The following is a 22,046-nucleotide window of genomic DNA, read 5'->3' as shown; positions in this document are numbered from 1 at the left end:
CGGGCACATAATGTTTTTAAGCAGGCCTGGTCAATACAGCAGTGGGTTGAAGCGAACACCTAGGTTGTCACCGAAAATCGGTATCTCCGCCTGTCAACCACAAATGACCATCAATCTTAGAGGTGAGTTGGTCTTCAATCGAGGCGTGCGGCAGTGCAATGTGACCAAAAATAGTTGAGCAAGTCGCTCCCCAATCGGGGAGCGACTCAAGCACGGCCTGCGTTGCAAGCCCCATGACCTTGTCCTTGTTCAGCTTGCGCGCCCAGAGTCCTGCCCACCTCATGAGCCTGGCCACCGCCTTGGAAGAGGGCGCCAGAAAATCCATGACTTCAAGCGCATGCGCGTGTTCGCGCACCACCATCGCCGCATACGACCGCCCAAATCGACGCACCACCAATAGACGATAAGCGTGCTGAGGGTGAGCCCAAAAACGCCAATGCCAGTACGACGCATGACGCACCAGCACAAAACAATCTTCCGATTCGCGCGGCAAAGCATGCGCATGCTTTGCCAGCTCTTCCACGGCACCTCGAGCGGGGTCTTCCATCTCCCCCCGCCCAGAAAAGAAGCGCTGAGGTTTGGGGATCTTGTCGGCGTCCATTGACCATTCGTAAAACGGTTGCGACTGACGATACAGCTCAAGTCGTCGTCCCAATGTCAGCGCTCTAGGTGTTGGAAACCCAAACGCTGTGGCGAAAGGTTTGTTTTCCCCCACGCAACGATGAAGGAAGTAACAACTGGTTTTTACAAACGGACCGGATTGTCGGGTGCCATAACGATAGGGCTGAGCGACCATGACGTCGGCCTGCTGGCTAACATCATAGAAACGTCCCTGCCACATCGCCTGGCGAGACAGGCTACCGTAAAAGGCAATCACCTCATCGTCCTGCGTCATCGACACCGCCCCTTTAATGTCGCGACCGCCATATTTCCAGTTCCACCAACTATCTGGCACCTGAGCCTCAAAAGTTTCAGAAAACAAAGCCGTCACCGCTTTGGCGTGAGCGTCACAGGCCATCAGTGTGGTAAATGTAGGGAAATGTTCAGGCATTGCTTCCAAATGTTTTGTCAGGTTGTTTGCTGTTTTTTATTTATGTGTTTGTGGCGGGCAGGCGCCAACCGCTGGCCGCCTAAAGGAGGGAATAGTGATATGCCCCCAGAGAACCAAGACCCATCGCAACCGACGCCCACCAGAGAGCATTTTTTTCAATTTTGCTTGGCCCCGTACCGGGAAAGCCGACAAAGTAATCGGTGCCACAAAGGCTGGACATAGCGCTGCGATTGAACCGCCTCTGACCGATAAGCCTCAGCATAATGCCCAGCCCGGGCCATCGATTGAGTAAACAGGCTACGGTAGGTCGCCAGCCCCTCCATAGCACGCACATAATCACCACACTCGAGTGCAGTGACATGACAAGAAAGTGCTTGTTTTTTGGTCGACCAGTGTTCGCTTACCTCAAGAATACGATTGGCCACCAACGGCGTCCAGATTTCATAATACAGCACCTGTTCAACCGAGGTAAAGGCCAGACTTTGTTCGAGCCCCCAGGCAATGGCCGCATGGTCTGGATGCAAATCTTCTCGCCAAGGACAGACAACGGTCTTTGCTGTGCAATGAGCAAGCAACCGCTCAAGACGCGGCAAAAGCTCAGGCGAATTCTCCAGTTGCCCGTCAGGCAATCGCCAAAACACCAATTTTGCATCGGGGTGCAATAATGCCATGGCACGGCGAAATTCTTTTTCGCGCTTGTGGTCGGTCCCTTCAGGCAGTGTTCCCCCGCCGCTGCCATCGCTGACCAACACCACTGTGGTTGGGATGGTTTGCTCATAAAGTTGACGCAACAACCCGCCGCACCCGATGCTCTCATCATCCGGGTGAGGCACCAATACCAGCGCCTCACCCAAACTGCTTACATCCAATGGACAAGGAAAAGGGGCTCTCTCAACTTTAGAGCTTTTGCAAAAACGCTTCATAATCTTTGATCACTTCCTGCCAAGTCGGCCAGGTTTGCGCTTCACGCCAAGCCGCATGCGCCCAAAACGCATACAAATCAGGTTGAGTTAACAACTGCGCCCAGGCCCAGGCAAGCTTCTCTGGCGTGGGCGTCACCAGCCATGCCCCAAGCCCCAGCACCTCGCAAGCGGCGCCACCGGCGGCGACCACGCTTGGACATCCAAACGCCACCGCTTCCCGATTAGCCAACCCATGAGACTCCACCGCGCACGCACTGGTATAAATGCTTGCCCGCTCATAGACCGGTAGCATGTCAGGCTCCGGGCCAATTTCAAGTTGCTCGGACACATCGAGACGGGCCGCCTGCTCTTGCAATGGTACAACTGCACCATCCCCGGCGATTTTCAATGTCGCCGTCAATCCATGCTTGTTCTTTAAAATCGCCAAAGCATCAACCAGAACATCAAAACGCTTCACCGGTGCAACGCGTCCGACTGCAAGAATCACCGGGGACTCATCATTTTGCCAAGCTTTCGGTTGTGCTTTTTGGGCCAAACCGGGACATCCATAAGGATAAGCCCGCCATGACAAGGGCCGGTTTGGCATTTGTAGATCTCGGCATAAAGCTCCCATGGCAGCGTTTGAAGGAGTCCATACCCAGTGTGCCTTGGCAAGCACGCGCTTTTCCAGCGCAAGCATGCGCCGATAATTTCTGACAGACATGTCCAACCCATCTTGAGCCACCGCCCAGGTAAAACTGCCCAAACCATGCTCAGATACACCCCAGCGAAGCATCGTCTCATCAAAAAAAAACGATTTCCAGTGATAAACACGCAGGCCCCAGCGAAACCCCGGTATCAGCCAAGGGTCTTGAAGCCAGACATGCGTCGCCCCGACACGCTTCGCCTGCCGGGCCGCCTGCCACCCCTGAAGCCATCGCTCAGCCAGCGCAGGTGCCACGCCACCTCGAAAAGCAAACAGCCGTTGCCAGAAAGATTGCCAGCGTCGGTGAACCGCCTCACATTCAACTTTTGAAAAATAAGCAACTTCATGGCCGCGGGCCTCAAAGGCCTTCGCCCAAGCATTGAGTGCTTTGCCCAACCCGTACATGCGGTCACTGGCCGACTCACGCGTGACAATTAACAGCCTCATTCGCTGTTCCAATTTCTAGGAAGATGCACTAGGCCTTGCTCCAGCGCAAAATCAGGCTGGGTCATCCTAAAACGCGCGGCCGGCACACGCTGGTCATAAAACAACACACCGTTTTCACACAACAAATATACCTCAACCCAGTACTCCCCTTTAAGAAGCGCCAAATCATCAAAACTCAGAGTCACTTGCCCCGCCCCTTGCCTGCATGGCAATTCAACCTGGTCAATGTGCGTGCCAGCACTGGCCACCATTCGCCCATCCAAGGCATGGAGGGTCACCGCAAAGGACGGCGGAGGCAAATCGCCCACACAACGCCAATGAGCATGGACCTTAAGCACACTTTGACCGGTTTGCCCCTCTGGCACCTCTGTCAGGGTCGACGCCATTTGATCAAGCTCTACCTGAACATGCGTGAATTTTGGATGCACACCTTGACCGGGTAGCAGTGCTTCATCCGATGTGTCGGGAGAACGATGGTCAATGCGCTGCGTATCTTGGCCGGCTTCGACTTCAAACAAATGCGCTTCGTAGCGTTTGATGACCTCCCCCGGCGGACCGAAGGCCTCAATCCTTCCCTGGTTGAGCCACATCACCTCCGTACAGATGGCCTCCACCTGGTAAAGATTATGAGAGCAAAACAAAATGCTTGTACCCTGCTCTTTTAACGCCATGATGCGGTCAAATGATTTGCGGGCAAACGCCCCATCGCCCACAGACAGTGCCTCATCAATGATCAAGATATCAGGTTCCACGCTCGTGGCTACGGCAAACGCCAGTCGCACCATCATCCCACTCGAATAAGTCTTTACCGGCTGGTTAATAAAGTCACCAATGCCGGAAAACGCAACAATCTCATCAAACCGTTGTGAAATTTCAGCCTGACTCAACCCAAGAATACTACCATTAAGATAGACATTTTCACGCCCTGTAAAATCAGGGTTAAACCCAGAACCCAGCTCCAACAAAGCCGCCACACGCCCGTGCACCGATACGTGGCCCTTTGAGGGCAACAAGGTACCACACACCAATTGCAACAAGGTACTTTTACCGGCACCGTTATCACCCACCACTCCAAGCACCTGACCGCGTTTGAGCTCAAAACTAACCGGTTTTAGCGCGTCGAACCCTTTATAATAGGTTTTGCGCTGTCCCCAAAGCGCCTGCTTTAACCGGTCGGCAGGATGATCAAACTGACGATAGGATTTGGCGAGGTCCTTGGCAACAATGACCGGTTCAGCGGTAGACACATCATAAGACATCGGCAAACCCTCGGCGCAATTTGTCAAACACCCAAACTCCTGACATGAGCACAAGCAGGCTGACCAAAGCGGTCAAGCCAAAGGCCTTCAATGACAGCATCTCACCATAGACCACCAAATCACGCAGCATTTCCATGTGCTGGGCAAGCGGGTTGAGCATGTAAACGTCCTGCCAACGCTCGGGGACCGCGCTGACCGGATAGAACACCGGAGAGAGGAACATAAATAAGCTAGCCACCAATGCATTGGCCTGCTTTAAATCACGCAAATAAACCCCGAGCGCTGAAAACCAGAAAACCAGCCCCAAGACCAGCATCACCAGCGACCCCACAACCAGCGGGGTCAACAACCAGGTCAGATGCACTTGGTGAATCAGACCGGCAAACAAAAACAAAATGGCCATCATAACCATCAGAGTAAATCCGGATGCCAGCACACTGGTTAGCGGAATGACTTTCAAGGGAAACACCACTTTAGTGACCAGGTTGCTTTGATTGAGAATCAAGCTCGGAGACTTGGTTATCAAATCTGAAAAAAAACTAAAGACAATGAACCCGATGTACACATGCAAAGCAAAGCCCAGAGTGCCCAACGACTCCCCGCCCGGCCAACGCAAGCGAAAAAAACCGTTGAACACCAGTGTATAGACACCAAGCATCAGGAGCGGGCCAATCATCACCCAACCAAGCCCTAGTACAGAGCCTTTGAACTGACTCTGGATGTCTCGAACCACCATCTGTTTGATCAAAAAACGCGAACGTATCGCGGCTTGGGCAAGCTGAAACACACCAATCCCCGTAAAAAAATCGCTATACTATCAGAAATTACGTTTAAAATTGAACTAGGCTTAAAATTTGTGACAGCCAAGTTTCTAAAAACTAATATGGCGCCTGATATCCAGCGAGAAGGCTTACAAGATGACCCCTATCATGCAACCAATGCAATTTGAACACGGCATCAGCAACATAAAGTGCCCTGGGCGGACACATGTTATGCTTTGGTTCATGGCGCTTAGTGTGCTGGTATTCATGCTGGCGTTTTCATCTGCCCATGCACAAGACAAAACCCCCATAGATCAGTCTGTTGGCACCGTTCAGTTCAAGCTTGGCAAAGATTCAATTTTGGTGCGCAATAATGACACATCTCCCATCAAGGATGATTTAAAGCTTTATGAAGGCGACGTCATTCAGACTGGCCCAACAGGCCATGTACACATTAAATTCAACGACCAGGCCCTGGTCTCAATTCGCCCAAACAGCCAATTAGAGATTGAGTGCTACAAAACCCAGGGACCATCCGCTGATTGGTGCATGCGCCTTAACTTACACCGGGGCACCATCCGCAAGGTATCTGGCCAAGCAGGACAGCAACACAAAGATAAATTCCGTCTCAACACCCCAATTGCAGCCATTGGCATTCGCGGCACGGATTTTGTCACACAAGCCAATGCAAAAACCTCGCTCGTACGAGTCATTGAAGGCGCCGTTGCCATCGCACCATTTGATGAACATTGCTTGCCCAATAAACTTGGCGAATGTCAAACACACCTGACGAAAGCCTTGCGTGCCTCTGACCCGTTTATGTTGAAAGTTTCCGAAGGCCTGATGCCGACGGAGGTTCCCATTGATGATAACGTACTCGTGGCGAATAACACTCCACAAGCAGCTGAGAAGGGCCACAAAAATGGCAACACACCAAAAACTCAGGCACACCAGGTCGCCAGTATACTGGCCGACCATCCAGGTCTAGTCAAACAGTTTTTAGCGCTCAATGAAGAAAAGTTGTCACAAGATTCGTTTGACCGCGAACCCGCTCAGTCGCTCGACATGCTCTATGGCTCATGGTCGCAGCAAGGGTCTTTGACCATTTACCCTTATGAACTTGCTAAGCTCGACAAAGAAATCACCGTCGGGAACAATAAATTTGCGCTTTGGCGCAAAACAGGGGAGTACCACCCTACACCAGGCGTTGGGCAATTTAGTCTGGCGCAAGCTCAAATTAGCACTTCAGACGGCTACATGAGCGACAATCTCAACATCAGTAAAAGCCGCTTAGCAGTGAACTTTGATACCAATGAGCTTGAGACGCACCTTCAAATAGACCGGTCTTTAGGTGATTCAGTTTTACTCAATGCTTACCATAAAATGACGCGTGACGACGGCATTTTTGCCTTTACGACGACAGAGGGCAATAAAATCGCCGGTGCCTTGAGCAACGATGGTCAACATGCCGGGTACATTTTTGACCACTTTGATCAACAGGGGCATTTAAATGTGCGCACTCTCTGGGAAAACGCCCCCTAAAAACAGGAGTGACTGCTCGCTACAATGCTCAACACTGTCCTTTTAACTTTATTTGGATTCATACTGTGCTTTGTTTCCTCTCACTCCCAAGCCAGTAACTGCCACACAACTCTTCAAACTCTTGAAAAGCGCCTACTCCAAGAACCGTCCAATACTTATTTGCGACAAGCCTATGCCTTAACTTTAACTCAGTGTCGGGGCGGTCAAAAGCAAGAAGCTTCAAACGCACAGGGCAAGCTTGAACAATCTATTTCTGTCGAAATCGGTCATGAAACCAACCCAACTCGAACCTCTTATATTGAACAGTTTCAACTAACTCTCCCACAGGGGGTTCTAACGGTTGATAACAATGCTCCCACCATGTCGTCAGATTTTTTAAAAAGCGAGTACAGCCTTCAATATCAGCGCAACCGCCATCAATGGCAAGTTGACGCCTTCATTCAAGATTTCAAGCACCCGCACGTTAACACGACAAAACACCTGAACATGCGTTATCGTTATGCCATTACTGATAAGATCTTGCTCTCTGTTGACGGACAAACTCATCATTATCATGCCAATCACTATAATCAGGGAGAGCTCGGAGTCATATTTGCCGTGTCACCGGACCTCTTAACACAAGCATCTTTTGCCAGGCGCTTATACCCAGATTCAAACCATTTTGATAGCAACATGGTTAATGTCAGCGCATTTGGTCGAGTGAGCGGTACATCTTGGCAATATGGACTTGGAGCCACATTGGACAAAGGAGCCCCCACCCGAACGGGAGGGGATCAAAAAAGACTATTTGGCTATCTTAACCATGACGTACAAATCGATACATTTGCCCTCAGTTCAAGCGTTTTTTGGCAAGAGCAGAGGGATGAAGAGCCTTACAGTTTTTTACTAAAAAATGGAAAAGCCAGACATTTGCAAACTTTTGGTTTACAGTTGCAATTAGAGTTGGCAGAATATGAATCACTTTCGCCCTATGTCCAGCTTGGACATTGGAGGCAGCGAAGCAACTTAGCGATTTTCAAGTGGAAATCAAACCGCTTAAACTTGGGCCTCAAAGCAAACTGGTAATCAGCAAAAACATTTTATTTTGTGACGAATGTCACAAAAATGACTTGTTTTGACTGTATAATCGAGTTAATCCTATTGGACATAGGACTTTTAAGTACTATCGATATTGCTTAATCATCAAAGGAGAAAAGAATGGCGATTACAGCAGAACAACAAACTCAAATCATCAAGCTCGCATCGACGATGTTTGATGCTGCTCCAGGTGGATACCTGCAAGAGCTCAAAGACATTTTCGAAAGTGTTGGGCAAGATTTGAACGCATTCGCTTCTGTCTTGGAAGGTACACCAGCATTTCAAGGTGAAGATTTTTATCCTAGCTCTATGACCAATGAAGATGCGGCCACCAAAATGGCAGCTACTTACGGCTTGGACACTTCAACAGCAGCTGGTGAAGAAGCATACAACTTTTTCTTGAGTGGCTTAAACGCGGGCACATCGAAAGGTGCTTTGTTTGTTGAAGCAAATGACTACCTTGCTAACGTTGGCGAAGACAGCGATTTTGCTAATGTTGCTAAAACATTGGACAACAAAGTAGCTGTCGCCGAATATTATTCCGTAGAAATTGATGCTGATAACACAGATCTGACTCAACTTTCTAAGGTTACCAATAATATTGATGCCGATACCGATGTTTCTACCAACGAAGCCATTTCTACTTTGGTTGACGACAACCTGAATGAAATTATCGTAGACGGTGAAACTTTCACGTTGACTACAGGTACAGATGACGTACTGAACGGTACAGCTCAATCTGACTTGTTTGACGCTTCTACTCAGAACACTCTCCAGTCTGGTGACATCATCCTTGATAACTATTCCGATGATTCCGACGTACTGAATGCTTCTGTTACAACAGCGACTGTTGATGCCCGTCTTCAGAACGTTGAGAACGTAAACATCACTGGCAAGTATGTAACCACTGGTTATGACCTGACGAATACCACTGGTACAAACACTTTGACTCTGGACACAGAGCTGGGTAGCGGTACTGCAACGGTCACTAATGCCAACTCTCTAAACGCCACAAACATTGTCGCAGATTCCAACATTGCTACATTGAATGTGACTTCCTTGGCTTCCGGTACTCGTGACACCGTTTACGTCGATTCTGGTGATGCATCTGCAACCAACATTACTGGTCAAGCCGCAGGTGTTGATAAGTACGACATCACCATTGCTGCCTCCAACACTTTGGACCTTAACACTCTGGCAAGTGCTGGCGACACAGTTGGTATCACAACTGCTGGTAACTTCAACCTGGATGACGATGGAGCCAACACTGAAGCAGCAGTTACCATCACTGCAAACACTGCTGACACAACCGTTACACTGGATACAGCTACTCAGATCGCCAAGTCACTGACTTTGGCCGGTTCTAAGGACATCACCGTCCACGTGGCTGCCGCAGCCGGTAACGACTCAGCAGCATTGAACGGTGTAGCTGCTACTTCCAGCACTTCTGGAACGTCAACATTCAAATTTGACACAATTACCGATGCTGATGACTATGCTGAAGCAGCGGTTGATGTCGTAGAAGTAGCCGCAGACTTGGGTGGTGCGGTTTCGTTCACTGTTAATGAAAACACAACCGTTGACTTCACTGCCGATGCAACTAACACTGGTGCGGTAACCGTTGATATCGACAATGCTGACGGTGACTTAACTACTGGAACTTTGCTGGCTAACATCTCTGACGACCTTGGAACGAATGCTCTGACTACAGGAGCAAAAGTTGACACACTGCTGCTGGAAGCAACACCTGATGAAGCGAGCGATACAGACTCAGATGATAATGGCACAGCAGAAACTCAAATCACAATCACTGATTTGACACTGAATGCTGCAACCAACACCGTTGTTGTACAAGGTTCCGAGGACTTGGAAATCACAACCTTGACCAACGCTGCAGACGATGTACTGACTGCTTCTACAATGACTGGTAACCTGACGATTGGTGAAATTACCGAGGCGTCAACTGCTGTTGGTGGTAAAGGCAACGACTCTATCACTGCTGCAACCGCTGGTAAAGCATATAAAATTTACGGCGGCGACGGCAACGACACCATTGATCTGAGCGGAGCTGACACAGCTTCTAAAATCTATGGTGAAGCTGGTAATGACACACTGAAAGCAAGTTCCGCAGGCGATACCATTGAAGGTGGTGCCGGTGACGACACCATCGTAGGTGGAGCTGGTGCAGACACTGTTAAAATGGGCGCTGGTGCAGACAGCTTTGAAATGGGCGCAGGTGAAGATGGTGATACCGTTTCTGACTTTGTTTCAGGCACTGACACCATCATCCTGACAGGTGCTGCAACAGGCGATCTTGACCTGACAAGCCAGACAGTCACAAGCGGCGCTTACGATTTTGATGGTGCTGGTAACTTTGACATCACTCTGACTGGTTCAACTGCAACTGACCTGAGCGGTGATGTTCAGCTGGGTACAGCCTCTGCCAACTTTACTGCTCACACTGGCACCACCGTTGCTGGCTCAAAAGATGATGTGATCGCTGTGAACGGCGCTAGCACCATTACAACCGGTTCTGGTAACGATGCGATTATCGTAGCAACATCAGAAACGACTGCGACCGTTTCAGACTTCACTTCTGGAAGCGACGTAGTTATTCTGACCGGTGCAGCAGCAGCAGACGAAGGTGCAGATCTGTCAAGTGTCACTCCAACCTCCGGTAAATATGACATCACCACAAACCATCAGATCACTTTGGAAAATGGTGGTTCGGCTCTGACTGGAACTGATCTTTCCGAAATGGTCCAGCTTGGTGCAGATGGTGCAGCATTTACAGTTGCTGCCGCTACTGGTGCGGTAACAGTAACAGGTGGAGCCTTTAATGACTTCATCACTGTTACAGATGATACAAGTAACGCTACAATCAACTTTATTGATAACGGCGGTACAGATACTGTTGAAATCGCTCAGGGTGGCAATGCAGCAAGTCTCCTAAGCTTTGATGGCATGACTGGCATTACTGACACAACAGGTACCGACATTGCCGCTGACGCAGCGAAAACTGCTGATGCGCAGGACGGTTCTGTATATGTATTTGCTGACAGCTCCGATGGTGCTGGGTCTTCTAAGATCTCAACTTTCACCGAAGATGCAGCGAATGGTATTACATCTGCCACTATCCTTGATGATGTTGCTGCCTTCTTGGAAGCAAACCTTGGTGAAGCAGATGGAGAAAACTACGTTGCCATCATCAACGATGCTGGCACGGCAGGTGACGCATATGCGTTCTTGGTTAATGCAGATGCCGATGGTATCCAAGCAGACAACATCACATTGATTGGTAACCTGACAACTACAGATAATGCTGTAATTGACGCAACCAACGTCGCCTAATCCCTACCCCAAGGTAAGGATGCCTATCTCCGGATAGGTTAAAGCACTTAACCCCGCATGGTTCGCCCAGCGGGGTTTTTCTGTAAGGGGACTTTGAAATTGGTCTGAGTCTTTTTACAGAAAATCTTGATTGCTGAAATTAACAATTCAATAAAAATGGATGCACACAAGGCTTGTCAGAGGACGATCATTAATTCGCCATTGCCCTTTCCCTTCTATTTAGGACTTCTCGTTGTGTGAGGCGTTTGGTTGACTGATTGGTGAGATTGTTTTTTTTCCTGGCCAGGGAAACTGTGATGGTCAAAAAGTAATTAATACCAGCTTAATACGTATTTCTTATTACATTAAATCTTGCTAAATTAAAAATATTGTCTTTAAAAAACGTAAAATCTGATCCGCCTTTCTTTTGATTTGCCGAATTGGTGAAAATAAAGGAATAACTGTAAATTCAGGATACAAAGAATTCTCGGCTGCGGCACCGAAAGCCCAACTGATCTGGTTTTTGTAGGCCTTATTAGGACGTCCAGCGATAGCTAGAGTGCAAGCCACCTAGCCATTTTTTACGAACCAGTTTTCTGGGGTTTTGAAAATAGTCTGGGTCATTTACAGCAGGTAAATCATCAATAACCTTCTCAACCGGCGCTTCGCCCTCGTTGCTCATATGAGGCCGAGCCGTGTTGTAATACTGGCGATATTCTGTGAGAAGCCGATTTAAATGCCGATCACTGAATGGCTGGACATATCTGAGCAGCTCTTCAACTAGAGTTCGATGAAACCGTTCGACAACCGCATTTTGCCAAGGGCTCTTGTAACCGATGCGGATGGGTTTGATGCCCATATTTGGAAGTGTTTCTTTGACTATGGGCTGAAAAGTGCTGTCTCGGTCCATGACAATCGCTTCTGGCAAAGTATCAAGGTCCATAAAAGCATTACGCAATTGCTGTGCGACCCAGCCTGATGTGGGGTTATAAGTGGCTCGTGACCAGTACAATACACGACGGCCATGGTCGATCAAGTTAAAGATAAATAACTGGTTTCCTCGCATGTCATAAGCACATTTGAAGTCAATGGCCATGATAAACTGATTATGCAACGCCTCAATCCAGCCCTGCTCTTTTTCTCTGGGTGGACGTTTCCCTTTTGGTCTTGGTTTAAACCCGTGTTGTTTTAAAATTTTTGCCACGGTGTTTTTGCTAATTTGATATTTCAACTCACCACCAGAAATCATTCGAGCGATGTGACCCGCGGTGTATCTTAGATTTTGACGTTTGATCGCTAAAATTGCATCAATGACATAAGTCGGTGTCGATGGTCGTCCGTTTTTTGTGCCCTCTTCGACTTTTTTTGCATGGGCACGACGTGCTTTTGTCTGAAGCCAGTTTATGAATGTTTCAGGGGTAAATCGATTGTAATGTGTGATCCAAGGCCATCGCTGTCTGAGCTTTGCGATGAGTAATTTTTGATAGCCTTTCAAGGTGGGTCGTTTTTTGGTGAGCTTTCGTTTGGACGGTGGCACGCGGCGACTATCCTGGCAAACGACCTTTTCTCGCAATTCCTTGAGTTCCATTGACAAGGCTTTTAATTGAAGCCGCCTCATAACAACCAATTGCCGATCTTGTCGATAATACTTGACTGATAACTTGCCGACAATGACGCCTGCTAGAAAGGCCAGCAAGCTCAATACAACTGCCATATCGTCTCTCCAAAACTTAAATGAAGAGAGGATATTCTCAGGAGTGGTTAGTTTTTGCAAAAAAACTTAAATTCCCCACCCGATTAGCCACAAACCCGACTCTTGATCAAGATTAAAGCCTTGATGGGTGCTCATTACATGACTCGATAAACGGGTTCCACTGCTCCCGTGCCTCAAAAGCAGTCAGCCGCCGGGTAAGCCATGCGCCCTGCGGCTTTTTTTACGCCTGTCTCATATCACTTGCTCTGGCCACTTGGGCACACCGGCCCAGATGGTTTCATGTCGGTGCATGAAGCCCTCTAACGCCTCCAGATCCCACGCATAATCACCATAGCCGATATGGCGGAATACCAACAGTATTTCTTACCTAGATTCCTGTCACGTTTCTTTCACATGAGCTGATGAGCCTGCCGCCCAGAACTAAAATCAAGATTTACTGTGTTAAAATCCTCAAATTAATTGAATAAGATTGAGAGTGCACATGCCCACCTGGCAACCCATACAGAAATCCGCCCACCAAAACGCAAAATGGCAAGCTTACAGAGACTATGGCTTCGCCAACTATGACACCACCGCCCCGCTGTTGATGGCTGAAATGGCCAATGCCTTGCCTTTTTACCCAATCGGTTTTGTCAAAGACGCCTCCGACACGTTTCAGCTAGTGACCATTCAAAGTTTGCAGCCTGGTTTGAATCTGTTTGTGAATGCACAGGGCAAATGGCGAGTGCCGTATGTGCCCTCCATTTATCGGGGCTACCCTTTCAAGATGGTCAAAACTGAAACCGGTGATTCGGTCTTGTGTGTGGACACTGAGTCTGGTTTGTTTATGGCTGAACCCGAAAACGCTCAAGGACAAGCGCTTTTTTCGGAGGAAGGGGAGCTGTCAGAACCGATGAAAAAGGTCGTGGAATTTTTGCAGCAATGTGATCAAAACCGTCAGGCAACACAGAATGCGGTCAATGAACTGGTAAAGGCTGATTTGATCGTTCCCTGGTCCATTCAAGCTAAAACATCGGATGCGTCTGAGAAACCCGTGAAAGGCCTGTTTAAGATTGATGAAGCCAAACTCAAATCCCTCCCCGGTGAAACGCTTACCCTGCTATCTGAGACCAATGCACTGGCGTTGGCTTATTCTCAGTTGCTGTCCCTGCCAAGATTAAAAGGACTGAGCCAGCTTTATAAACTGCATGAGGCCGAACAGAAAAAAACCAAGCCAGAAGAGGTGGATCTGGACCAGTTGTTTGGGGACGATGACGAAGACAGTTTGAAATTTTAAGTCGCCATACCTTGAAACGAATAAATAAGCAACCAAGAAAAGGTTTCAACTTTTTTAACTAAGTAAAATAGGAGCTGAAATGGCCGAACAGAACATTACCATTGATGGAAAAGAGTATAACCTGGACAAGTTGTCTGATGAGGCGAAAAACCAACTGACCAGTCTGCGTGTGACTGATCAGGAAATTTCACGCCTGCAAACACAGATTGCCATTGCACAAACAGCCCGTAATGCCTATGCCAAGGCCTTGAGTGAGCTGTTGCCGAAAGATGCCTGACTCTCAGGCCTGACATCCCAAAAAACGCCCTCAAGGCGTTTGGGATGATCATTGAGAGCTCTGACGTCCTTTAGTTTTCGAATACACTAGACGAATAAAATGCATTTTATTGTCGTGGGGTATTGGCAGAACTCAACCTGGTATCGTCATCAATGCTCTGAAGTCATTTGAGCAACTCAGAATGCGTTCCCGCCCGAGTAAAAATGATGGTCTCATACTTTGACCTTTCGTGTAATTTGTAGATCAGTAGACAGTCACCGCCGACATGGCATTCACGAAACCCCTGCCAGTTGCCAACAAGCTCATGGTTTCTCCATTCAGGACCAAGGGGCCTCTTCATTTTCAATCAGCCACATCATGACCTTTTTCAGGTCAAACTGGCCGGATCGGGTCAGGCGCTGCCAGTCTTTTTGGAACTGCTTTGTGTAGACTGCTTTGTGTAGTCAGAGGACCGGGGAAGATGAGTGCGTTTGTTTTTAGCCTTGCTCAAGAGCGTCCAATACCTCTTTCGAGTTTGAAAAACGAGCCTCTTTTGCCTGTAAGATGTCATCGGCCTCAGCCATGGCGTCAAGCGTTTCCTGATTGGGGCTTTTGACCTCAAATGGGATTTTTTTCTGTGCCACAACCTGTGTCAGAAACACACACACTGCCTCAGAAACCGTCAACCCCATGGATGCCAGAGTTTCAAGACGCCTCGTTTTTAATCTCTTCATCCAGCCGAATATGTACAACTTTGGAGCTCATATTAGAAACCTCCTGATAAGTCCCTCTGTTGTATACACATTGTGATACAAGCGCAATATTTCCAACCCAACCACCAAAGCACTTTACACAACGTCCGTTCAGTTCAATGCTTCGGTGGAATAGGACTTGCCAGTTTCCATCTCACGCTTCTTGATGGCTTGTTTTTTACAGGAACAATAAATCAATACGCTAGACTTAAGTCATGAAGCAGCACCTACTCGAAACCATAGAACAACTAAACAACCAATACGACCTGAAAAAGATGGAAGGTCAGCCTCCAATCGAGGTTTATCTGCTGGGCAAATCAAGCATGCTCATCCATCAGTCTAAAATAGACTTCACTGAAATTGACGCTTGGTTCAGGCACCCAGTTTTTTCGCCACCTGCTGCCTCCTGACACTGAAATCAAACGCTATACCGAGCAACAATTGATTCCGCCCCCCCCCGATGCGCTCAAAGACGCGCAGACAGTCAATTCCTTTTCCAACATTACTCTGTATGCCTTTGCCCTCATTGACTTGGCAGTTATTGAGTTGTCGGAATGCTTCAATGCGCAAAACAAATCCGCATTAAAAAACTTTTTGTCTCACGCAAAACTGGATCTATCAGAAATTAAGACGCGTTTTAGTGAGGCAATGAAACAGTATGATCTGCTAAATGCGGCGTTCACAGAAGAAAGATGCCAGTGGTTATCTAATTTTGATTTACAAGCCTAAGCAGGTCGTGCATTTCGAGAATACTCACGGAACCTGTCAAATTAGTGGTATCCATCCAGACTTGATTGCCAAAGATGACTGGTTCCGGCACTGGGGTGTGAGCATGAACCACCACTTCAAGGCTATCTATCAAGCGCTCAGGCGGGCAGTAACAACCCGACTTTCAAACAACTGAAATTGGGAAGTAACATCACCATGTATGACACAAAATTTGTGGGAAGTAACGCTTTTGTTTCTAAACAACAAGCATGCAGAGATTAGGCGCAAAAAATACCAATTTAACACTTCACTTTAAGACTCCAAAGCGTTCTCAAGCACGACATGCCACCTTCTTTCCTCAGCTTGATGGCCAAAATCAAGTCCCGATGTTTTTCAACCATACAAACACGGTATTCAAAACCAGAACGTGTAAGTGTTCCGATAAAACATTTCAGGCGCTGCGATTGATTTCAAATCATGGTTGGGACTGCCTCCCCCTGATGCAGAAGTGCTGCTACCGCATTAAAAAACACTTCCTTTCAAGATGGTCGGTACCAGCTTGCGTACCAGCTTGCACACCACCGCATTAATTTTTTCACCCGATGCATCCCAAGCTCATGGTTGCCTTTTGCTCATCGTCGCCGAAAGCCCCTTTCCAAACGGCAACTGACACCGCCCCATTTTTTAGAAAAATGCCTTTTTAAACCAAGTACTGTATTTGCAAACGTTTTTTGCTAAAACTAAAGAAAAGTCAATCTCAAGACGCTGTTTTTATTGACCTTTAAATATTTTTAAAAGCCATCATAAAAAGGAGATCACATCATGATGTCTACGCAAAATTTAACCCGCAATCCACAACGAATTGTTGACTACCTAAGAAACGAAAAGCATGGAAAATCGGGCGACTTTGCCAACAACCAGTCTGCAAATGCGTTCTGGCTCGGAAAAGGCGCCCAAGAACTAGGCTTAACCGGTGACGTCAGCAACAAAGACCTTTTGTGGGTCTTGAGAGCCGAAGACAAGCAATGTTTTAATCGTCGCAATCAAGCCAATACTCGTTATGGCAAAGACATCACCTTCAGCGCGCCCAAATCGGTTTCCATACTGACCTTGTGCAAAAACGGCGACCCGCGCTTGATGAAAAGCCACACCCAGGCAATTCGGGTCGCTATGGGCATCCTAGAAAAAAATATGATGTATGCCCGTCGGCGCATCAACGGGGAGCAAAAAGAAAAAGCCCCCTACTTAATCGCAGCCGTGTTCACCCACCATGACAGTCGCCCCGTCGATATGGAACTTGAAAATGGACAAATCACGGCCTTCATCAGCCCCCAACTTCATTCCCATTGCCTGATTGCCAACCTGGCCAAAAACTCTCGGGGACTCTGGCAAAGCTTGGAGCTGGATTTTGGTACTCACCAGGAAAAGCAGCATTTACTAAGTCAAGTTTACAAGAGCACCCTTCGCTATGAAGTGCACAAACTCGGGTATGAGACGTACAGCACAAAAGACGGGTTTGAGATTTCTGGCATCACACCGGAGAACATCCATCTTTTCAGTGCCCGAAGCCGACAGATTGAAGAGGCCCTGGCAAAAATGAACAAATCACGTCACACCGCCTCCTCTTATGACAAAGCACTGGCCGTCCAAGCCACACGCCAACACAAAACCAACGAGCAAAGTGACGACTTACCTGAATTCTGGTACCACTTGATGAGCGCCCATGATGTGCCCATTGATCAACTGGTCTTTGAGGCCAAACGCCGACAAAAAGAAGCAAAATCCATAGACCAAAGTACACAAATCAAAGAAGTGCAAAAAACCGCCGTTGGAAAAGCTTTAAAGACGCTTTCACCCCAAAAAGACGCCTATTCTCATGCAAAATTATTTGAGACGCTTCTTTACTGCTCAGCAGGAAAGTTATCACTTCAACAGGCTGGCAAAGCGATTGAAGAGGACTCACGAATCATACGCTTGCCAAGCGAAAGATACACCAGTAAAAACCAAGTTCGCCTTCAGGGAGAAGTGGCTGGTTTTATGCTGTTGACGCAAAGAAATGGGCAACGTCTTTGCTCAAATGAAGAAATTGAAATGGCGATCAACTGCAATGAAGCCCTAACAGACATGACATTAACGGACCGCCAGCGCCAAGCGATTCATCAGGTATTGGCCAGTACCGACCAGGTCAGCGTACTGCTTGATGACCAGGGCTCTGAAACCTTGGCCGCTCTTGAAGTTTTAAGCCAACCATTTGAAAGTCATGGGTTTGAACTCATCCATTTATCCACCGTTGATTCAAAGCTTAAAACATTGCTTGACGCATGGCCTGACACAACCGTCCAAACCCTTGATGACTTTCTTTTGAAGGGAACTGCAATGTCTAAGCATTTGACACGGGAATTACTCGAGCATCAATCGCCTTCTGCATTAAAGCTGGTCGTCTGCCATCAGGCAGAGACCTTGCGCTTTTCACAAATAAAGGGGCTGTTTGACCGCTTAAATCCAGGCGACCGACTGTTGCTGGTCGGCAACCCTCAAAAATTGAAAGAGCTGTCTAAAACAGACTCCCCCTCAAAGCTGCTGATCCATCAAGGAATCGAGCACACTCACCTCAATGAGCCGACAAAACGCCCCTCAACCAAAAACCCAGCCCACAAGGCCATCCTGCAAAATCTTGACAAAGGGATCGAACACAAAGTGCTTGATGGCCTAAAGCAGTTCACCATTGAATGCGTTGAGCAAGCTTTCGCGTGCAAAACACGCCTTGAAAACTTTAAAACGCGCTCAAGGTTGGTCGAGCAGACCTTATCCAACTATTGGTCGCTGAATGACCCTGAGCGGGAAAAAGCTCTACTGATCTGTGGACGCTCTGATACCAGACAGGTAATAAATCAAACCTTAGCAGCGCAATCAACAAATCACAACCAAGCTCGCTCCACGTACGCCACAATACAAACTCTGTCTCCATTAAAATTGACTATTTCGGCCAAACAGGATTTACCCCACTTCAGCCCTGGCTTGTGGGTCAGGTCAAATAGCGGCAAACACCGGCCTCTTTTGAAGATCAATTCGATCGACCCAAAATCCAAGAAAATCGTTCTCAGTAATGGCCACAAACTCTCGACCAGTCAACTGAAAAATTTACAGTTTTTTAAGTCAAGACAACAAACCTTTAGTCTCAACCAGAAGGTGTTGTTTAAAGGAACAGTCAGCGCCCCACTTAAAAAGCCCGTGCACGGGGAAATTATTAGCATGAAAGGGTCAGACTTACAATTGTCATCTGGGCACACGATTGACACTAGAGAGCCCCTCATACTGCAAACAGGCTACTGTCTATCAGAAACCGATGCCATGGACTTTCTCGAACACACTGAGGTGGCGCATGCACTGATTGTGGCGGAACGTGCGACACTTTCCACCGCCAAGACGACGCAAAAGGCTTTAAAGCAGGCCCAAACCATCAGGGTGCTCACAGACAACCAAGAAAGACTGGAAAAAGCCTGGCGTAAGTGGTTTTACAAAACCTCGGCCTCAGTCAACGCAAGTCTGACCCACTCTGCATCCACTGCTCAAAAAAATCAAAATCCGCGCAAAGACAGATTAATAAAGCACTATTTGCCGCCGTTTATTGCTGGCTTAGAAAAACAATTGCGACAGCAAAGTCTGCTTGATTCCAGAAATAAAAAAGACGTGGAGACTTTAATTCGCCATGCCTGCAATCGAATGCTAGGGCAACCACTGGAACAAAAGCTTTCGCTCCCTCCAACTATGACCAAAACCAGGCCGACCCCTAAGAAAAACAAACAGCACCAATCAAAACATAGCAGCAAACCAGCCAGAAACACGGACGAAACACCTCAGCAAACTAAACCATTGCCCCGCGTTACTCGCTGGCTTGCAAAGACTTTGGGTAGGTAGCGACCAGTCAAAAGCCATGTCAGCAGGGATCAACAAGGGGTTAAATTTGCCCCCTTTTGCCCTCCTGGGACCTCTAAAAATTAGACGTCCCTACGATAACTGGGAGGTGTTCACTGTTGGTTGAACGCTTTGTATTTCAACAATTCGCTTATCTCAAAAAAACGGATACTGTCTTGAGCGTAGGCAATGTCAATCCAAACCTGATTGCCGCAAACAACCGGTGCCGGTACCGGCGTGTGCCCATGTACGAGTAGATCAATGCCTGCCACCCAGCGCGGTGCATCTGTAAATTCGCTTTCCCAAAAGCGATCCTCAGCCACATGATAAACGCTTTCAATGGCAAGCCGGTTCCACAGAGACTGTTCTCGAACATCAGGCCTCTCTTTGACAGCCAAGATAAACTCATACCAACTGGAAAACTGCTCCGGGACTTCTGCATGCACCAGACCAACTCGATGGGCGCCATACTCGATCTCGATGGCAAGAGGAAGTTTTGATAGTTTCTGATAGAGCTGTGTTTGCAGATCCTCATCTAAGGCATCAAACCAAGCGCCACCGTTTTTTCGATGAGATTGACAAGCTTCTTCCTGAGTCTGCAATTGCGGCATACTGGGTGGTTTATAAATCAGTGCATCAAACCGGTCCAGCAGCATTTGCTCATGATTGCCACGCACCGAAAAGAACCAGTCGTTTTCCAACTTTTCAATCAAAGCGCGCGACTGCTCTGCCCCATCGATCAAATCACCCAACGCAAACAGCCGGTCTTTGCTTTGGTCAAAGGCAACTTTTTCCATCGCCAATAACAGGCCGTCCAGATTGCCATGCAGGTCACCGGTGACAAAATCACGGCCGTTTGGATTTTGTGGAAAGATTGAGATCATCGTAATAGCTCTTTTATGCCAACCACACCACCTTACGGGCACATAATGCCTCTTTTCGGATGTGCGTCCGTAAAATCTGATTGGAACCCGTCAAGTCGCTTCGCTCCTCGCAAGAAGAAAGGAATACAGTCAATGACTGCTATACCGCTGAAACACAGATGCATACAGCCGTTCGATCTGCTCAACTTCTTCGAACGTCAATTTGGAAAATTCTTTTTCCAATGCGCGCTTTGACAAACGACCTGCGTTTTGTTGTAAGAATTTAAGCAATAGATTTAACCGCACATCCGGTAACTCAAGCATGGCTTTAAGCTGGGTGACAAAACGATCATATCGAGTTAGATAATCCACTTCCTGCGGGAGACTAACTTGGATAGTCTGTTCAACACATTCATACAAAAATTCGGCTTGTTGAGTGGCATCAAAATAGCGATACAAATCCATTGTGTCATTGGTGACTTCAATATTATTTTTGAGCGTAGGTTTCCACTCAATATGCGCCAACCTAGGTTTTGAGAAGGCTTCCAGCACGGCTTTGTATTGCGTTATCCGTTCAAGAATCACCGCTGAGACAGGAAAAACAACGCCCGGCTTTACAAACCCACTGGCCGCCAAAAAATGATGCAATAAATAACGATGCAATCGGCCGTTACCGTCTTCAAACGGATGAATAAACACAAAACCGAACCCCAAAGCGGCGGCCAACAAAACTGGTGGATAGTCGCTGTGAATGAGCTGTTGATAGGCCTGCAGAAAGCCTTGCATTAATCCGCCCAGATCTTGCGCCTTAGCGGAGATGTGTTCTGGCAATGGCAGACCTGTGACTCGATCATGATGCCCGACAAAGCCACCTTCAAGCCGAAAACCCGGCATCACAAATCGATAGTCAGCGATGACTTCATCCTGCAAACGTTCGAGTTCTTCCAATGTTAAAGGGGCTTGGCCCGCTTGTGCGATGACACGTCCCCAACGCTGGATGCGATTCGGCGAAGGCTGCTCGCCCTCAATCATGTAAGATGCTTTGGAGTCGGCCAACAACAAAAAAGCCGCGGCACGACTTAAAACATCCGGATGACATGCCCCCATTTTTTGCGCCGCGATTTCGCTTAAGTTCTTTGCAACAAAGGTTTCGAGCTTTTCGGTGCGGCGCACCAGCGGACAAAAATTAACATTTCCCGGAAGGTTGTTATCAACCCGTTGACGTTTGACTTTGGTTATTGGTCCCGCATATTGCAACTTGGTGTTCACAATCGGCGTGTAATTGCCCTGCTCGGCATCGGCTAAATGAAGCCGTGTGCCCAATAACCATTCATACAAAAACCAAATCTTTCGGGCATAGATGCTGGTCGGCTCTTTCAACACAAGCCGCTCTATATCACCCGGGTCCATCTTTTGAAATAAAGCTTTGAGCACCCATAAGTGCAAGCCTTCGTATTTGAAGGCAAAGGTCAAATGGCCAAAATCGC

General features: G+C 47.9%; 17 protein-coding genes. 7 read left to right on the top strand and 10 right to left on the bottom strand.

The genetic code is table 11. The features are described 5' to 3' along the window. Nucleotides 1-67 precede the first annotated feature (67 nt). The 5 genes from AVO41_RS01245 to AVO41_RS01225 all read right to left on the bottom strand — a co-directional run bounded on the left by AVO41_RS01245 (nucleotide 68) and on the right by AVO41_RS01225 (nucleotide 5,152). Nucleotides 68-1,051, bottom strand: a complete 984-nt coding sequence (locus AVO41_RS01245; RefSeq protein ID WP_153003449.1) for a hypothetical protein — start codon at nucleotides 1,049-1,051, stop codon at nucleotides 68-70. Nucleotides 1,052-1,206: 155 nt separating this feature from the next. Further along, on the bottom strand, nucleotides 1,207-1,905 hold the full coding sequence (locus AVO41_RS01240; RefSeq protein ID WP_068581413.1) for a PIG-L deacetylase family protein: 699 nt from the start codon (nucleotides 1,903-1,905) through the stop codon (nucleotides 1,207-1,209). Nucleotides 1,906-1,948: 43 nt separating this feature from the next. Then, nucleotides 1,949-3,106 carry a glycosyltransferase family 4 protein gene (locus AVO41_RS01235; protein ID WP_068581410.1) on the bottom strand — a complete coding sequence of 386 codons (1,158 nt, stop codon included), beginning with the start codon at nucleotides 3,104-3,106 and terminating at the stop codon, nucleotides 1,949-1,951. Beyond that, nucleotides 3,103-4,392, bottom strand: coding sequence for an ABC transporter ATP-binding protein (locus AVO41_RS01230; RefSeq protein ID WP_235584622.1), 1,290 nt, complete (start codon nucleotides 4,390-4,392; stop codon nucleotides 3,103-3,105). Before AVO41_RS01230 ends, AVO41_RS01235 begins: the two co-directional genes overlap by 4 nt. After that, complete coding sequence (locus AVO41_RS01225) at nucleotides 4,355-5,152, bottom strand: ABC transporter permease (RefSeq protein WP_068581404.1); 798 nt, start codon at nucleotides 5,150-5,152, stop codon at nucleotides 4,355-4,357. Before AVO41_RS01225 ends, AVO41_RS01230 begins: the two co-directional genes overlap by 38 nt. A 142-nt stretch (nucleotides 5,153-5,294) precedes the next feature. Between AVO41_RS01225 and AVO41_RS01220 the strand changes: the two genes are divergently transcribed. The 3 genes from AVO41_RS01220 (at nucleotide 5,295) to AVO41_RS01210 (ending at nucleotide 11,096) form a co-directional block, all read left to right on the top strand. After that, the gene (locus AVO41_RS01220) at nucleotides 5,295-6,668 is read left to right on the top strand and encodes a FecR domain-containing protein (protein WP_160326769.1); all 1,374 of its coding nucleotides are present in this window, start codon (nucleotides 5,295-5,297) and stop codon (nucleotides 6,666-6,668) included. Nucleotides 6,669-6,692: 24 nt separating this feature from the next. Further along, the gene (locus AVO41_RS01215) at nucleotides 6,693-7,733 is read left to right on the top strand and encodes a hypothetical protein (RefSeq protein ID WP_068581396.1); all 1,041 of its coding nucleotides are present in this window, start codon (nucleotides 6,693-6,695) and stop codon (nucleotides 7,731-7,733) included. Nucleotides 7,734-7,865: 132 nt separating this feature from the next. Further along, nucleotides 7,866-11,096 carry a calcium-binding protein gene (locus AVO41_RS01210; protein WP_068581393.1) on the top strand — a complete coding sequence of 1,077 codons (3,231 nt, stop codon included), beginning with the start codon at nucleotides 7,866-7,868 and terminating at the stop codon, nucleotides 11,094-11,096. A gap of 514 nt (nucleotides 11,097-11,610) precedes the next feature. On the opposite strand, the gene AVO41_RS01205 is transcribed toward AVO41_RS01210, so the two are convergent. Beyond that, complete coding sequence (locus tag AVO41_RS01205; protein ID WP_068581389.1) at nucleotides 11,611-12,789, bottom strand: integrase core domain-containing protein; 1,179 nt, start codon at nucleotides 12,787-12,789, stop codon at nucleotides 11,611-11,613. A gap of 481 nt (nucleotides 12,790-13,270) precedes the next feature. On the opposite strand from AVO41_RS01205, the gene AVO41_RS01200 reads away from it, so the two are divergent. Next, nucleotides 13,271-14,065: a SapC family protein gene (locus AVO41_RS01200; protein WP_068581386.1), complete on the top strand. Its 795-nt coding sequence runs from the start codon at nucleotides 13,271-13,273 to the stop codon at nucleotides 14,063-14,065. Between the two features lie 79 nt (nucleotides 14,066-14,144). Continuing rightward, entirely contained in the window at nucleotides 14,145-14,342 is a 198-nt protein-coding gene (locus AVO41_RS01195; protein WP_068581383.1) for a DUF6447 family protein, read from the top strand. Between the two features lie 163 nt (nucleotides 14,343-14,505). On the opposite strand, the gene AVO41_RS10940 is transcribed toward AVO41_RS01195, so the two are convergent. Together AVO41_RS10940 and AVO41_RS01190 are read right to left on the bottom strand one after the other, a co-directional pair. Then, the gene (locus AVO41_RS10940) at nucleotides 14,506-14,682 is read right to left on the bottom strand and encodes a type II toxin-antitoxin system YafQ family toxin (RefSeq protein WP_201022820.1); all 177 of its coding nucleotides are present in this window, start codon (nucleotides 14,680-14,682) and stop codon (nucleotides 14,506-14,508) included. Between the two features lie 136 nt (nucleotides 14,683-14,818). Beyond that, on the bottom strand, nucleotides 14,819-15,055 hold the full coding sequence (locus AVO41_RS01190; protein ID WP_255357680.1) for a type II toxin-antitoxin system RelB/DinJ family antitoxin: 237 nt from the start codon (nucleotides 15,053-15,055) through the stop codon (nucleotides 14,819-14,821). Between the two features lie 378 nt (nucleotides 15,056-15,433). Between AVO41_RS01190 and AVO41_RS01185 the strand changes: the two genes are divergently transcribed. After that, nucleotides 15,434-15,802, top strand: a complete 369-nt coding sequence (locus AVO41_RS01185) for a hypothetical protein (RefSeq protein WP_068581381.1) — start codon at nucleotides 15,434-15,436, stop codon at nucleotides 15,800-15,802. A gap of 801 nt (nucleotides 15,803-16,603) precedes the next feature. Then, nucleotides 16,604-19,699, top strand: a complete 3,096-nt coding sequence (gene mobF / locus AVO41_RS01180; RefSeq protein WP_068581377.1) for a MobF family relaxase — start codon at nucleotides 16,604-16,606, stop codon at nucleotides 19,697-19,699. A 110-nt stretch (nucleotides 19,700-19,809) separates the two neighbouring features. On the opposite strand, the gene AVO41_RS01175 is transcribed toward mobF, so the two are convergent. Beyond that, nucleotides 19,810-20,580, bottom strand: a complete 771-nt coding sequence (locus AVO41_RS01175) for a metallophosphoesterase (RefSeq protein ID WP_068581375.1) — start codon at nucleotides 20,578-20,580, stop codon at nucleotides 19,810-19,812. 129 nt (nucleotides 20,581-20,709) lie between these two features. Then, on the bottom strand, nucleotides 20,710-21,939 hold the full coding sequence (locus AVO41_RS01170; protein ID WP_160326768.1) for a Fic family protein: 1,230 nt from the start codon (nucleotides 21,937-21,939) through the stop codon (nucleotides 20,710-20,712). Between the last annotated feature and the right edge of the window lie 107 nt (nucleotides 21,940-22,046).

Origin of the sequence: Thiomicrospira sp. WB1 (assembly GCF_001507535.1) — a bacterium.
GTDB lineage: Bacteria > Pseudomonadota > Gammaproteobacteria > Thiomicrospirales > Thiomicrospiraceae > Hydrogenovibrio.
The sequence above is the reverse complement of the archived record's forward strand: the minus strand, read 5'-3'. Positions and strand labels throughout refer to the sequence as shown.